The 14,464-nt window shown below is 69.6% G+C and carries 15 protein-coding genes and 1 tRNA gene; 5 read left to right on the forward strand and 11 right to left on the reverse strand.

The features are described from left to right. The first annotated feature begins 159 nt into the window (after nt 1-159). Entirely contained in the window at nt 160-2,157 is a 1,998-nt protein-coding gene (gene pknB, locus ABT127_RS15325) for a Stk1 family PASTA domain-containing Ser/Thr kinase (protein ID WP_351449271.1), read from the forward strand. Nucleotides 2,158-2,241: 84 nt separating this feature from the next. Here the strand turns inward: pknB and ABT127_RS15330 are convergent, their stop codons facing one another. From ABT127_RS15330 to ABT127_RS15355, 6 genes are all read right to left on the reverse strand, one after another. Next, nucleotides 2,242-2,979, reverse strand: a complete 738-nt coding sequence (locus ABT127_RS15330) for a class E sortase (protein ID WP_351449274.1) — start codon at nt 2,977-2,979, stop codon at nt 2,242-2,244. 76 nt (nt 2,980-3,055) lie between these two features. Further along, the gene (locus tag ABT127_RS15335) at nt 3,056-4,276 is read right to left on the reverse strand and encodes a class E sortase (protein WP_502971708.1); all 1,221 of its coding nucleotides are present in this window, start codon (nt 4,274-4,276) and stop codon (nt 3,056-3,058) included. Then, on the reverse strand, nt 4,273-4,953 hold the full coding sequence (locus tag ABT127_RS15340; protein WP_351449276.1) for an aminodeoxychorismate/anthranilate synthase component II: 681 nt from the start codon (nt 4,951-4,953) through the stop codon (nt 4,273-4,275). Before ABT127_RS15340 ends, ABT127_RS15335 begins: the two co-directional genes overlap by 4 nt. Then, nucleotides 4,950-5,111, reverse strand: a complete 162-nt coding sequence (locus ABT127_RS15345) for a hypothetical protein (RefSeq protein ID WP_030685828.1) — start codon at nt 5,109-5,111, stop codon at nt 4,950-4,952. The genes ABT127_RS15340 and ABT127_RS15345 overlap by 4 nt, the downstream gene beginning before the upstream one ends. A 39-nt stretch (nt 5,112-5,150) precedes the next feature. Continuing rightward, nucleotides 5,151-5,843: a class E sortase gene (locus tag ABT127_RS15350; RefSeq protein WP_351449279.1), complete on the reverse strand. Its 693-nt coding sequence runs from the start codon at nt 5,841-5,843 to the stop codon at nt 5,151-5,153. A gap of 34 nt (nt 5,844-5,877) precedes the next feature. Continuing rightward, on the reverse strand, nt 5,878-6,657 hold the full coding sequence (locus tag ABT127_RS15355; protein ID WP_351449282.1) for a DUF881 domain-containing protein: 780 nt from the start codon (nt 6,655-6,657) through the stop codon (nt 5,878-5,880). A gap of 152 nt (nt 6,658-6,809) precedes the next feature. Between ABT127_RS15355 and crgA the strand changes: the two genes are divergently transcribed. Beyond that, the gene (gene crgA, locus ABT127_RS15360; protein ID WP_111663030.1) at nt 6,810-7,067 is read left to right on the forward strand and encodes a cell division protein CrgA; all 258 of its coding nucleotides are present in this window, start codon (nt 6,810-6,812) and stop codon (nt 7,065-7,067) included. Between the two features lie 277 nt (nt 7,068-7,344). Here crgA and ABT127_RS15365 read toward each other — a convergent pair whose 3' ends face one another. Together ABT127_RS15365 and ABT127_RS15370 are read right to left on the reverse strand one after the other, a co-directional pair. After that, nucleotides 7,345-8,238 carry a rhomboid family intramembrane serine protease gene (locus ABT127_RS15365; RefSeq protein WP_351449285.1) on the reverse strand — a complete coding sequence of 298 codons (894 nt, stop codon included), beginning with the start codon at nt 8,236-8,238 and terminating at the stop codon, nt 7,345-7,347. 133 nt (nt 8,239-8,371) lie between these two features. After that, entirely contained in the window at nt 8,372-8,899 is a 528-nt protein-coding gene (locus ABT127_RS15370) for a peptidylprolyl isomerase (RefSeq protein WP_351449288.1), read from the reverse strand. 317 nt (nt 8,900-9,216) lie between these two features. On the opposite strand from ABT127_RS15370, the gene ABT127_RS15375 reads away from it, so the two are divergent. Continuing rightward, nucleotides 9,217-9,915: a DUF5324 family protein gene (locus tag ABT127_RS15375; RefSeq protein WP_351449876.1), complete on the forward strand. Its 699-nt coding sequence runs from the start codon at nt 9,217-9,219 to the stop codon at nt 9,913-9,915. Nucleotides 9,916-9,979: 64 nt separating this feature from the next. Here the strand turns inward: ABT127_RS15375 and ABT127_RS15380 are convergent. After that, nucleotides 9,980-10,052, reverse strand: a tRNA-Ala gene (locus ABT127_RS15380). Between the two features lie 183 nt (nt 10,053-10,235). On the opposite strand from ABT127_RS15380, the gene ABT127_RS15385 reads away from it, so the two are divergent. Both ABT127_RS15385 and ABT127_RS15390 read left to right on the forward strand, forming a co-directional pair. Further along, nucleotides 10,236-10,784 carry a helix-turn-helix domain-containing protein gene (locus ABT127_RS15385; protein WP_351449291.1) on the forward strand — a complete coding sequence of 183 codons (549 nt, stop codon included), beginning with the start codon at nt 10,236-10,238 and terminating at the stop codon, nt 10,782-10,784. A gap of 135 nt (nt 10,785-10,919) precedes the next feature. Next, a complete protein-coding gene (locus ABT127_RS15390; RefSeq protein WP_351449294.1) occupies nt 10,920-12,608 on the forward strand; it encodes a serine/threonine-protein kinase in 1,689 nt (562 codons plus the stop codon). A gap of 39 nt (nt 12,609-12,647) precedes the next feature. On the opposite strand, the gene ABT127_RS15395 is transcribed toward ABT127_RS15390, so the two are convergent. Then, complete coding sequence (locus ABT127_RS15395; protein WP_351449297.1) at nt 12,648-14,111, reverse strand: hypothetical protein; 1,464 nt, start codon at nt 14,109-14,111, stop codon at nt 12,648-12,650. A gap of 218 nt (nt 14,112-14,329) precedes the next feature. Beyond that, nucleotides 14,330-14,458: a DLW-39 family protein gene (locus ABT127_RS15400; protein WP_003999697.1), complete on the reverse strand. Its 129-nt coding sequence runs from the start codon at nt 14,456-14,458 to the stop codon at nt 14,330-14,332. Nucleotides 14,459-14,464 lie beyond the last annotated feature (6 nt).

The raw sequence follows: 14,464 nt of genomic DNA on the forward strand, positions 1-14,464 counted from the left end.
CCGTTCTTCACATTGACGCACGTGGCGATACCGGTCCTGTCACGGGTCCCGGTGGCGGCCAGGTCACGCTGGGCAAGCCGGGTACGGTATGCCCGGACAGCACACCGCCCGACCCCGCACGGGACGGTCGGGACCGACGGAGAGGGCTGGTAGGTAACCATGGAAGAGCCGCGTCGCCTCGGCGGCCGGTACGAGCTGGGCCAGGTGCTCGGCCGTGGTGGCATGGCGGAGGTCTACCTCGCGCACGACACCCGGCTCGGCCGCACCGTGGCGGTGAAGACGCTGCGGGTGGACCTCGCGCGTGACCCGTCGTTCCAGGCCCGGTTCCGCCGGGAGGCCCAGTCGGCCGCCTCGCTCAACCATCCCGCGATCGTGGCGGTCTACGACACGGGTGAGGACTACGTCGACCAGGTCTCCATCCCGTACATCGTGATGGAGTACGTCGACGGCTCCACGCTCCGCGAGCTGCTGCACTCCGGCCGCAAGCTCCTGCCGGAGCGCGCCATGGAGATGACCGTCGGCATTCTCCAGGCCCTGGAGTACTCGCACCGGGCGGGCATCGTCCACCGCGACATCAAGCCGGCCAACGTCATGCTGACCCGCAACGGTCAGGTGAAGGTCATGGACTTCGGCATCGCCCGCGCCATGGGCGACTCCGGCATGACGATGACGCAGACCGCCGCGGTCATCGGCACGGCGCAGTACCTCTCGCCCGAGCAGGCCAAGGGCGAGCAGGTCGACGCCCGCTCCGACCTCTACTCCACCGGCTGCCTGCTGTACGAGCTGCTGACGGTCCGTCCGCCGTTCGTCGGGGACTCCCCGGTCGCGGTGGCCTATCAGCACGTACGTGAAGAGGCGCAGCCCCCGTCGGTCTTCGACTCCGAGATCACGCCCGAGATGGACGCCATCGTCCTCAAGGCGCTGACGAAGGACCCCGACTACCGCTACCAGTCGGCCGACGAGATGCGCGCCGACATCGAGGCCTGCCTCGACGGGCAGCCCGTCGCCGCGACCGCCGCCATGGGCGCGGTCGGCTACGGCGGCGGCCCGAACGACCAGCAGACGATGATGCTGGGCCAGCAGAACGGCGCGGCGCCGACGTCGATGCTGCCCCCGGTCAACCCGGACGACGGCGGCTACGGCTACGACGACCGCCCCGACCGCCGCCGCCAGCAGCAGGGCAAGAACCGCACGTCGACGATCCTGCTGGTGGTCGCGGGCGTCCTGGTGCTGATCGGCGCGATCCTGATCGGCAAGTGGATCTCCAGCGGCAGCGGCGGCAGCGACGCCAAGGTGCCGGTGCCGAACCTGGTGGGCGAGACCTTCAAGTCCGCCCAGAAGAAGGCGGACAACGTCGACCTGAAGGTCGCAAAGGGCTCCAGCATGGCGTGCAAGGACGAGCCCGTGAACACCGTCTGCGAGCAGGACCCCAAGGACGGCTCGGTCGCCAAGGGCGACACGATCACCCTCCGGATGTCGACGGGGGCGCCGAAGGTCGCCGTCCCGAACGTGATCAGCAAGAGCGAGGACGAAGCCCGCAGTCTCCTGGAGGACAAGGGCTTCGAGGTCAAGGTGAAGTCCGAGGAGTCCACGCAGGAGCCCGGCAACGTCCTGAACCAGAACCCCGACCCGGGTACCGAGAAGCAGTCCGGCTCCACGGTCACCATCACGGTGTCCAGGGAGAAGGCGCAGACCCAGGTCCCCGACGTGTCCTCCGGCACCAACCTCACCTGCGACGAGGCCACGGCCAAGCTGCAGGAGGCCGACCTGAAGGCGTCCTGCACCGAGGAGGAGAACGCCTCGGTCGAAGCCGGCAAGGTCTTCAAGCAGAGCCTCACCGCAGGCTCCCAGGCCGACCCCAACTCGACGGTCAGCCTGACCGTCGCGAAGGCACCGGCCCAGACCGCGGTGCCCGAGGTCCGCGGGCGTTCGCTCAAGGACGCCAAGAAGATGCTGCAGGACGCGGGCTTCAAGAACATCCAGCTCGCGGACGGCAGCAGCGGCGACGACAACGCCGTGGTCGCCAACGCGGACCCGGCCCCCGGCAGCCAGGTCGACCCGGCCAGCGCCACGGTCACCCTGACCACGATCGGCGGGAACGGCGGCAACAACGGCGGGAACGGCAACGGCGGCTTCCTCGGCGGCAACAACGGCTGACCCGTCCGGCGTACGCGAAAGGCCCCGCTCCTCCTCCGGGAGGGGCGGGGCCTTTCGCATGTCCGTCAGGTACTGCCTGAGCCGCTACCCGAGTTCCTTGGGCGGTGTCCGGTCGCTGTCCACCTTCTCCACCCGGTCGAGCTCGCCCCAGACCACGTAGCGGTACTCCGACGTGTAGACGGGGGTGCAGGTCGTCAGGGTGATGTACTTCCCGGGCTTCTCGACGCCCGACTCCTCGGGGACCCGGTCGATCACGTCGACGTTGAACTTCGAGGTCTCCGGGAGGATGTCGTAGACCTTGTAGACGTACCAGTCGTCCTTCGTCTCGAAGACGATCGGGTCGCCCTTCTTGATCTTGTCGATGTTGTGGAACTTGGCGCCGTGCCCGTCGCGGTGCGCGGCCAGCGAGAAGTTGCCGTCCTTGTCGGTGGTCGGCAGGTCCGCCTTCACCGGGTCCGTGTAGTAGCCGGCGACACCGTCGTTGAGGACCTTCGTCGAGGTGCCCTTCTTGACCAGCACCTCGCCGTTCTTCATCGCCGGGACGTGCAGGAAGCCGATGCCGTCCTTGGTGTCCAGGGCGCCGGGCCCGCCGGCCCCCCAGTGCTCGCGGACCTTGTCGCCCTGTTTGTGGGCGGCACGATCGGCGACGACGTTCGTCCACCACAGTGAATAGGCGACGAACAGACCGAGGATCAGACCCGCCGTGATGAGAAGTTCGCCGAAGACGCTGACGGCCGTCGCGATCCGTCCGCGGCGGGGCGAGGGCGAGGGGGCCTTCGGCTCGGCCGCGTCCTCGTCGTGGTCGGTGGTCGTCGCTGCCACTGCTTGTTGCCCCGTCCCTGTGCCCGTACTACCGGTGGTCGACTGCGCCCTGCTCGACTGCGTCCTGCACGACTCGCTATTCGACGAGCGCGTCCGGCTTGCCCTTGCTGCGGGGGCGCTCCTCGACCATCTTGCCCCAGACGATCATTCGATACGTACTGGTGAATTCCGGCGTGCACGTCGTCAGAGTGATGTAACGACCCGGCTTGGTGAATCCGGAACCCGTCGGGATCGGATCGATCACCGAGGTGTTCGACGGCGGGGTCTGGTTCAGCCGGCTCGACATTTTGTACACGTAGTACTTGTCCTGCGTCTCGACCACGATCGGATCGCCCGGCTCCAGGCGGTTGATGTAGCGGAACGGCTCGCCATGGGTGTTGCGGTGCCCGGCGAGCGAGAAGTTGCCGGTCTTCGCGTCCGGCATCGCGGTGGGGATGCTGTCCTTGTCGTAGTGCCCGACCATGCCCTTGTCGAGGACCTTCGTCTTGCTGATGCCCTCGGCGATCGGCACGACGACGTCCAGCTTGGGTATGTAGAGGATCGCGAAGCCCTGACCCGGCTCGAACGTACCCGGCTTGCCCTTGCCGTTCGCCCAGTCGTCCTCGAGGTGGTCGCGGGCGCTGCCCGCCAGATTGTGGGCCCGTATGTTCGACCACCAGAGCTGGTAGGTGACGAACAGCAGCATCAGCACCCCGAGGGTGATGAAGACTTCGCCGATCGCGCGGCTGGCTATCACCCCGGCGCCCGGCTTGGCGGCCTTCGCCGCGCGGCGGGCCTCGACACGGCTCAGCGGCCTGGCGTCGGCCGCCGTCTCCTCCTCGGCCGGGGCCGCTCCCGCATGCCGCCTGCCGCCGCGCTTGGCGGCCTTCCTGCGCTCGGCGCGGCCGCCGGTGGCGACGGGCGGCTCCGGCTCGAGAGCCAGGCGGGTGTCGGCGGTGCGCAGCGCGACCGTCTCGTCGTCCCGTACGGGGATGAAGGCGGGCTCGGGGGCGGGCGCCGGAGCGGGCGCCGGTGCGGGGCGGCCGGGCGCCGGTGCTGAGGAAGAGGCGGGGGCGGCCTCAGACGGCCCCTGAGCGCCGCCGTACCAGTCCGTCGCGTATCCGTCGGGGTCGTACCACTCGGGCTCCGGCTCGGGCCGCTGAGGCTCGGCCTGAGGCTCTTCCTGCGCCGTCCTGAACCACGGTGAGGGATGCTGCCCCGGCAACGGGTCGCTGAGGGGGTCGTCGAGGCGCCGTACGGCGTCCGCCAGCTCCCCTGCCTCCCCTCCCCCCTCGCGCTCGGGGCGCACCGTGGTCACGCCGAGGCCCTGCCCACGACCGGGGCCAGCCCGGCCGATCGGGCGACCGCGCCGGTGTCCCCGCACTCCGCGAGCCAGTTCGCCAGCATCAGGTGCCCGTGCTCGGTGAGGACGGACTCCGGATGGAACTGGACGCCCTCGACGAGCAGTTCACGGTGGCGCAGCCCCATGATGATGCCGTCGTCGGTGCGGGCGGTGACCTCCAGCTCGGCCGGGACCGTGCCCGGTTCGGCGGCCAGCGAGTGGTAGCGGGTCGCGGTGAAGGGGTCGGGCAGCCCGGCGAAGACGCCCTTGCCCTCGTGCCGCACCAGGGACGTCTTGCCGTGCAGCAGCTCCGGCGCCCGGTCCACCACGCCCCCGTACGCCACCTGCATCGACTGCATGCCGAGGCAGACGCCGAAGACGGGCACCCCGGTGGCGGCGCAGTGGCGCACCATCTCGATGCAGACACCGGCCTGTTCGGGAGCGCCGGGGCCGGGCGACAGCAGGACGCCGTCGAAGCCGTCCTGGGCGTGCGCGGTCGTCACTTCGTCGTTGCGCAGCACCTCGCACTCGGCACCCAGCTGGTACAGGTACTGGACGAGGTTGAAGACGAAGCTGTCGTAGTTGTCGACGACGAGGATGCGCGTCCTGCGGTTCGCGTCGCGCGTCTCGTCCCGGGTCGTTCGAGTGCTCACTGGCCGTCCACCGTTACGTCGTTGAAGGGCAGCAGCGGCTCGGCCCACGGAAAGACGTACTGGAACAGCACATAGACGACTGCCAGAACCAGCACGACCGAAATCAGTGCCCTCACCCAAGCGTTCCCCGGCAGATGCCGCCAGATCCAGCCGTACATGCCGGTCGCTCCCTCCACACCGTCCGCTACGGCACCAGACTAACGGCGCAAGGCTTTCGGTTTCCCGGCCTCTACAGGCTGAGTGGAATCGAGGTGCCCCCACACGATCAGCCGGTGGCTGTGCCCCCACTCGGGCTCGCAGGTCGTGAGCGTCAGATAGCGGCCCGGTTCCTTGTAGCCGGACTTGACCGGCACCGGGTCGATGACGGCGACATCGCTGGGCAGCGTCTTGTACGGCTTGGTGTCGATGACGTACGTGAACCAGGTCGTCCCGTCCGTGAGCACCACGTCGTCGCCGGGCCGCAGCTTCGGGAAGTCCTTGAACGGGTCGCCGTACGTACGCCGGTGACCGGCCACCGCGAAGTTCCCCTTCTGCCCGAGCTGCGCGGTCCCGGAGTAGTGGGCGAGCCCCTTCTTCAGGGTGCCGACGTCGGTGTCCTCCAGGACCGGCTTGTTCCACGTGAAACCGAGCCGCGGGATGTACATCACGGCGAACGGCCTGCCGTCCTTGTACGCGGCCGGCTTCGGCGGCGAGGTCGCGGTCGGCCCGTCCGATGGCGCGGCACCGGCCACCGGTCTCTTCGCCCACTGCTTCTGGAGGTCGTCGATCTGACGGTCCATCGCACTGTCGGCCTTCACACCGGTCCAGAACAGCACGTACATGACGAACAGCACGATCACGGCGCCCACCGTGATGCACAACTCGCTGAACGTCCGGACGACGACTCGCACCGACACTGGTCCCCCAGGGGCAGCTACTCCACGGCTATTCCACGGGCTTCGCGTAGTGGAGATCCACTGTGCCCGAGTAGCCGGGAAGAGTCACCGCCCCGTCGTCCTCGACTTTCCAGCCGAGCCCGTAGGCGTTGACGTAGAGCATGTACGTCTGGATCTCGGGCGAGGCGGCGACGGCGGCCTTCAGCTTCTCCGGGTCACCGACTGCCGTGATCTTGTACGGGGGCGAGTAGACGCGGCCCTGCAGGATCAGGGTGTTGCCGACGCAGCGCACCGCGGACGTCCCGATCAGGCGCTGGTCCATGACCTTGATGCCCTTGGCGCCGCCGTGCCACAGGGCGTTCACCACGGCCTGGAGGTCCTGCTGGTGGATGACGAGGTCGTCGGGCTGCGGGTCGGGGTAGCCGGGGAGCCGGACGGTGGCGTCGGGCGGGGCGTCGTCGAGTGTGACGGAGATCGCCTCGCCGGTGAGCTTCTTGGTGCCGGACGCCTTCTGCAGGCGGTCCAGCTTCTCGTCCTCCGCCTTGGTCGAGCCGTCGTCGCGCTGGGCGAGCCGCTCGACGTCCCCGCGGGTGCCGCTGTTGGCCTCTTCCAGTTCCTGGTTCTTGTGGCTGCGCTCCTGAATGAGGTCGGAGAGCTTCAGGAGGGAGGCATCCGTGCGGATATTGGTGCCCTTGGCCGTATTGAAACTGGTGAAGAAGATCAGCCCGGCAAGGGCGAAAACTCCCACGGTGAGCACCCGCACGGGCCGGAAACGGCCGCGGGCACCACCCTGGTCAGGGCGGTTTCGGGGGTCGGCAGAATTGCTCAACGTACCCTTATCTCCTTCAACGCCGTGGAAGCACTACGCTAACGGACGGCCGGGGGAGCGCTCATAGTCCTTTGAAGTTCCGCTTGTACGCTGCCCGGAGCCAGCCCACGTTCCCTGCGCGGCCACGCAGCGCATCGACAGGAGAGACCCTCGTGCCGAAGTCACGTATCCGCAAGAAGGCCGACTACACGCCGCCGCCGGCGTCGAAGCAGGCAGCCAACATCAAGCTGACCAACCGCGGTTGGGTGGCACCCGTGATGCTCGCCCTGTTCCTGATCGGGCTGGCCTGGATCGTCGTCTTCTACGTGTCGGACACCCAGCTGCCCATCGAGGCCTTCGGCAACTGGAACATCGTGGTCGGCTTCGGCTTCATCGCCGCCGGGTTCGGCGTCTCCACCCAGTGGAAATAGCGCACCCTCCGGCCTGAGCGCCAGCTCTGCCCCAAGCTATCCACTGAGTTATCCACAACACTTGTCCACAGTGGGGATAACTCTACGATCTGTGGATAACCCTCAGACTGTTGACGCTGGTGTGACTAATCAAGCAGTCGTCGAGCACACGTTCGCCCCTTGCCTCTCCCGGGAAAAACCCAGGTCAGAGGCGAGGGGCGAGGTCTTTTGGGGCCGGTGGTGGACGATGCCCGATCCACTGTGGACAACTGGCACCAACAACGGTGGATAACTGTGCTCAGGTGAGCTGAGCCGTTCTGGCGATGACGGTGACGATCACCGCGAGCACGACCACCGCACAGGTCCCGTACTGGATGAGCGAACGGTGCTCACGCGGGGCGTGCACCATCGCGTACCCGACGGCCAGACCGGCCACGAGACCGCCGATGTGGGCCTGCCAGGCGATAGCGCCCCACGTGAACGTGATGACCAGGTTGATGACGACCAGCGCGATGACCGGGCGCAGGTCGTAGTTGAGGCGCCGCGTCAGGACGACGGTCGCGCCGAAGAGGCCGTAGATAGCACCGGAAGCGCCGACCGATGCCTGGTTCGGTGCGGCCAGCAGATAGCACAGGGCGCTGCCGGCCAGGCCCGAGACGAGGTACAGGGCGAGATAGCGCGCCCGGCCGAGCGCCGCCTCCAGCGGCCCGCCGATCCACCAGAGCGTGAGCATGTTCAGGACGATGTGCGCGATACCGGTGTGCATGAACATCGAGGTCACCAGCCGGTACCACTGGCCCTCGGCGACGCCCTGCGGAGTGTAGAAGCCCGGCACCATGGCCCGGCCGATCATCTCGAAGCGGCTGTCGAAGAGGTCCAGCGTCTGCTGCCCCACGAACGCGAGCACACAGAGGCCGATCAGCACCTTCGTGACCAGCCGCGGGTCCGCGGCGATCGTGCCGCCCGCGAGGGTGCGCGGCTGATTGGCGGTGGGGGCGTGCCCGGTGCCCGAGCCGCCGCGCACACACTCCGGGCACTGGAACCCGACCGAGGCGCTGACCATGCAGTCCGGGCAGATGGGCCGCTCACAGCGGGTGCAGCGGATGCCGGACGGGCGGTCCGGATGCCGGTAGCAGCCGGGCAGGCCCTGCGCGTCCTGCGGGTCCTGCGGGCTGCCGGGCGCCTGTTCCATGTCGGTCGTCCCCTAGGTGAGAGCGGTGATGAGGCGCCGCGCGACAACGCACCGCCCCGCCCATCCTTACGGACGAGCGGGGCGCATTGGTTCCCTGCGGCGACACGGGTGTCCGGGCCGGCGGCTCTCCGGGCTAGCGCGTCTCGATGCTCACCGACTCGATGACGACGTCGTGGACCGGGCGGTCGGTGCGCGGGTTGGTGGGCGCCTTGGCGATGGCGTCCACGATCTTCTGGCTGGCCTCGTCGACGACCTCGCCGAAGATGGTGTGCTTGCGGGTCAGCCAGGCGGTCGGCGAGACGGTGATGAAGAACTGCGAGCCGTTCGTCCCCGGGCCGGCGTTGGCCATCGCCAGCAGGTACGGCTTGGTGAACGCCAGGTCGGGGTGGAACTCGTCGTCGAACTGATAGCCCGGGCCGCCCGTGCCGTTCCCCAGCGGGTCGCCGCCCTGGATCATGAAGCCGCTGATCACACGGTGGAAGACCGTGCCGTCGTACAGCGGGGCCGTGGACTTCTCGCCGGACTCCGGGTTGGTCCACTCCCGCTCGCCGCGGGCGAGCTCCACGAAGTTCTTCACCGTCTTGGGCGCGTGGTTCGGCAGAAGCCTGACCTCGATGTCGCCCTGATTCGTCCTGAGGGTGGCATACAGCTGCTCGGCCACGATCCGCCTTCCGTCGTCTCCTGTGCTCGCCCGATCCTCGCACGGCACAAGTACGGGGGTTTCAGCCACCGGATTCCGGTCTACTCGATACAGAGCAGGGGCGCCCTGCCACGATCCGTGGCATTGTCGTCGCCAAGCCCTATTTACCGCTCTTACCCGCCCTTACCGTTCTTACCGTTCTTTCCGCTTCGTACTGATCCCTACTGATCGGTACCGATCCTTATCAAGCCTTACCGCCGTAAGTCACTTCCAGCAGGCATGATCAGCAAAAGGGTGGAAAGGTGAAATACCTGTACGCCACCGAGGAGGAGGATCACGTGACCCGCATCGACAGCGTGCGCGCCGCGACCGGCTCGGCGAAGGACAGCGTGCTGCACGCCGCGGAAGTGGTGGCGCCCTACGCGGGGACGGCCAAGGACAAGGCCGCGCAGTACGCGCACGACGCCCGAGTCGTGCTCGCTCCCAAGGTCTCGCAGGCCGCGCAGCAAGCTCGCGTCCAGTACGACGCGCATCTCGCGCCGCGCCTTGAGCAGGCCCGCACGCATGTGCCGCCGAAGGTCGATCACGCCGCGCACGAGGCAGCGGCCCGCACCCGCACGGCTGCCCGGCAGGCCGCCGAGTATTCCAAGCCGCGCCTGGAGCACGCCGTGGCCGCGGCCGGTCCGGTCCGCGACGAGGCGGCGGCCCGCAGTTCCGCGGCGCTGGCCGCGCTGCGCGGGCAGGTCTCTCCTGAGCAGATCAGGAAGCTGGCTCGCAAGCAGGAGCGCCGGGCCCGCGCCGGACGCCTCGCCAAGGGCCTGGCCGTACTGGGCATCGTGGCCGGTGGGGCGTTCGCCGCGTGGAAGTGGTGGGACAAGCAGGCCAACCCGGACTGGCTCGTCGAGCCGCCGGCCGCCACCGAGGTGCCCGACGCCGCCCCGCTGACCTCGGTCGACGGCGGCGGTCAGGACATCCTCGACCCCGAGGTCCAGGCCAAGCAGGCCGAGGCCGAGACGGGCCCGGAGGACAGGCACTGACACCGGCGCATCACGACAGAACCCCCTTGACCTGTGAAGACACGGTCAAGGGGGTTCTTCGCTGTGGAGCCTAGGGGAGTCGAACCCCTGACATCTGCCATGCAAAGACAGCGCTCTACCAACTGAGCTAAGGCCCCGAAAACGACGCGTCGCACCGGATGAATCACGCTCCGGGCGAGCACCGCAGACCAGAGTACCGGTTCACCCCCGGGATCCCGCAAAAGGATTGGGGGTCCCGGCGGACGACCACTCTCCGTAAGATGCCCCACGTGCTTCGCGGCAGCGAAGCACCGTACTTGGGGAAGCGATGGGGAGACGCAATGGACGCCGCACAGCAGGAAGCTACCGCAAGAGCCCGGGAGCTCCAGCGCAGCTGGTACGGGGAGCCGCTGGGGGCGCTCTTCCGTCGGCTGATCGAGGACCTCGGCCTCAACCAGGCCCGTCTGGCGGGAGTGCTCGGTCTGTCCGCGCCCATGCTGTCCCAGCTGATGAGCGGTCAGCGCGCGAAGATCGGCAACCCTGCGGTGGTGCAGCGCGTGCAGCAGCTGCAGGAACTGTCCGGTCAGGTCGCCGACGGCAGCATCAGCGCGGCCGAGGCCACCGAGCGCATGGACGAGATCAAGAAGTCGCAGGGCGGCTCGGTCCTCACCAACACCGGCCAGTCCTCCTCCGGTTCGGGCGCTCCGACGGTCAAGCGCGTGGTGCGTGAGATCCAGTCGCTGCTGCGCTCCGTCTCCGCCGCCGGCGACATCATCGACGCCGCCGACTCCCTCGCGGCGACCCACCCGGAACTGGCAGAGTTCCTCCGGGTGTACGGCGCTGGACGCACCTCGGACGCGGTCGCCCACTACCAGGCGCACCAGAGCTGACCCGCCGAGGTCACCGCACGGCAACCGGTGCCGTGACCGCCGACGACGGTGGTCGCGGGCCGCGCCGCGGGATCTCGCGCGACGTCCGATGGAGCCCTGCGCAGCGTGGGCCCGGGAGGGGAGCGATGCACGACCATGGGTGAGGTCTTCGCCGGCCGGTACGAACTGGCCGACCCCATCGGCCGCGGGGGAGTGGGCGCCGTGTGGCGCGCCTGGGACCACCGGCGCCACCGCTATGTGGCGGCCAAGGTCCTGCAGCAGAGCGACGCCCACACGCTGCTGCGCTTCGTGCGCGAGCAGGCCCTGCGCATCGATCATCCGCACGTGCTCGCCCCGGCGAGCTGGGCCGCGGACGACGACAAGGTCCTGTTCACCATGGATCTGGTCTCGGGCGGCTCGCTGGCCCATCTGATCGGCGACTACGGGCCGCTGCCTCCACAGTTCGTCTGTCTCCTGCTCGACCAGCTGCTGGCCGGGCTCGCCGCGGTGCACGGAGAAGGCGTGGTGCACCGCGACATCAAGCCGGCCAACATCCTGCTGGAGGCCACCGGCACCGGCCTGCCGCATCTGCGCCTGTCGGACTTCGGCATCGCGATGCGCAAGGGCGAGCCGCGGCTGACGGAGGCCAACTATGTGGTGGGCACGCCCGGCTACATCGCTCCCGAGCAGGCGCTGGGGGCAGAGCCGGACTTTCCCGCCGACCTGTTCGCCGCCGGTCTGGTCGCGCTCTATCTCCTCGAAGGCGCCAAGCCGGACAGCAAGGCCCTGATCGAACACTTCGCCGAGCACGGCACTCCCGGGCCTCCGCAGGGCATACCCGGGCCCCTGTGGGGCGTCCTCGCCGGGCTGCTGCAGCCGGATCCCGAAGCGCGGTTCCGTACGGCGACCGGAGCCCGCAAGGCGCTGCTCGCCGCCGCCGAGCTTCTCCCGGAGCCGGGACCCGACGACGAGCTGATCGAGGTCTTCGACCAACTCGGGCCGCTCCCGCCGGGGTTCAGCCCCGAAGGGCCGGCCACCCGCGGTCGCAGGGCCCGTCCCCTGCACGCCCCCACGGCTCCCTCGCCCGCGCCCGCGCCCGCTCCGTCGCACACCCAGTCGACCGTGGTGCCCGAACGGCCCCTGTCCCCGCCCACTCCTGCACCCTCGCCCGCGCTCGCGCCCGAGAGGCCACTCACGCCACCGCCACCGCCACCGGTTCCGCCGGTGGCCCCTGGGCCGACGCCCGGAGCCTTCTCGCCCACCCCCATGCCTACGCCGATACCCACGCCCACCTTCGCCCCGGGGTCCGGGCGTCCCCAGCTCCCCGAGGCCCCTCAGAGCCTCCAGAACCCGCAGAACCCCCACACCTCGCGGGACGTGCAGGACTCGTCCACCTCCCCCCGGAATCCCCAGGCATCCGAACCACCGGCTCCCGAGGCTCCTCTCCCCTCCATGTCGGAGACGGGCAGCTTCCATCTCCCGCCGCCGGCCGCCCCCGAGGAACAGCCTCCGCCGCCACTCCCGGTGCCTCCGATGCCACCGGCCCAGCCCGTCACGCCGCCGCCCTCGCCGGTCCCCGAACCCGAGCGCCCGGAACCCGCCCCTATGACGAAGTCCCCGGCCACCGCCGTCACATCCCCCCACGGCCTCTCCCTCTCCCCTGGTCCCGTACACACAGTGACGACCGTGACCCCGCCCGATCAGGATCGTCACTCTCTGTACGCATCGGAGGGCAAGGAAGTTCCCCGGCGCCGTCCCGGGCCACCCCCACGGGTGACGATCCCGGTCGTGCTCATCGCGCTGATCTGCTTCGGCGTGGGGATCTGGGCGCTGACACAGGCCTGAGAGCCTGAGACCGGCCCGCGCCGGTCTCGGCCACTCCCCTCAGTCCCGCACTCGCACCCGCCGCACCGCGGCCACCCGCCACACCGCGAGCCACAGCAGCAGAGCCGTGCCCGTCCCGATGCCGGCGACACCGATCACCGTCATCACCGCGCTCCCCGGCGACGTAGAAGAGGAGGAAGCCGACCCCGCCCCGGGGGACGAGCCGGAATCAGCGGACCCTGAGCCGGAGGAACCGCCCGATGCGCCGCTCCCACGGCCCTCGTCGCCGGACCCGCCCGCGGCGCCGCCCTGCGCGACCTCCAGGTCCTCCCACACGGCCCCGCCCGCACCGTTCTCCGCGGCTTTCAGGTCCGCGTCGGTGACCTGGAAGTCTCCCGGTTCCCTTACGTAGTCGGGCGGCCGGACCGCATCCCCGGCGACGGTCACCCGCAGCGTCACCGCCGGCGCCTTGTCCCCCGGCTTCCGGGCCACCGCCGGATTCACGGTGACCCTCAGGTAGTACCAGCCGGCGAACCGCATCGCCGCCTGGTCGTCGCGCGACAGATAACGGTTCTCGTAGGCCACAGGCGGCAACGGATCGAATGCCACCAAGGCCGGATCGCCCGCGTACACGGCGTCCTTCGCCGCGACGGGGGCCCGCGCCGGGTTGTAGAGCTGCACGTCGAACGCGTCGTTCACGCTGTCCCCGCCCGCGGAGCGCTCCGCCGAGGCACTCAGCTCGGCATCGACGGACAGTTGCTGCCCCCAGTCCACGGGGACGCGGAAGAAATGGCTCTGTCCGGGGCCGACCCGGTCCTTCCAGACCCCGTCCGACAGGGCCCGCGCATCGTTGAAGCCGGTGCCGCCGCTGCGCTGTGTGCCGGTCCCCGACGGGGGCCGCACCGACGCCGGCGCAGAGGTCCGCGGGCCCTCGGTGGTCGCCGGGGTGACCAGGCCCGGCTCGATGCCCACCTTCACCTCGAGACCCCAGGTTCCGCCCGTCGAGCCGGACTCCGCCACCCGCTCAACGGCCACGTCGTACATTCCGGCCGACTGGCACCGCAGGCCGCCGGTCCGCACGAGCCGTTCGACGACGGCCGCGACGGGCCGCGGATACGCACCGGAGCGGAAGGTCGCGCGCTGGGAGTCGCACTCGTTCCCGCTGCGGTCCTGGAGGGTCACGGTGACACCGTCCGATGCCGCCGCCTTCACCCCCGAGCCGAGCGGGGGGACCGCCACCACGGAGACGTAGGCGTTGGCAGCGCCGTCCAGCTCCACGCGGTAGTGAGCGGTCGCGCTCGCCCCCGCGCCGAGCGAACTCCGGTACGTCTCACCGGTCGTGAGCCGTGGTGCGTCCGTACCGCTCTGCGTTCCTCGTACGCTCTGCGCGCCCTCGGCGAAGACGTACGGGTCGCTCGCCCCGGTGCCGACCGCCCCGGCCGACGCCGCAACCCCGCACAGCCCCACCCCGGCGACGACCGTCACCCAGGCCCGGCCGCGCCGCCCCTTCACCAGCAGCCTCATGACTCCCCTCATGGAGCGCCATCCTGCCGCCCCGGGGCGCGCACTGTCCCCCGGGCGCCGTAAATCCCGCCACTCACTTTGCCGATGTACGGGACGTCGTCGCAGACGCGAACGCGGCGCCGGAGGCCGAGCACGGATCACGGGACCCCGCACCCGGACAGCATGAAGCCCCGGCCGCTAGTGCGGCCGGGGCTTCATGACGACTCTGTTGTCGATACTCACGAACCCGTGGGCACGGAGTCGGTCGCCTCCGTCCACAGATCCTGCTCGGCGCGATCCGCCTGGATCTGGCGGTACACGAGGAGCCCGCCGATGGCGGCCAGTGCGACCAGGAGAAGCTTCTTCACCGCGCG

Origin of the sequence: Streptomyces sp. NPDC001904, from assembly GCF_040297005.1 — a bacterium.
Classification (GTDB): Bacteria; Actinomycetota; Actinomycetes; order Streptomycetales; family Streptomycetaceae; genus Streptomyces.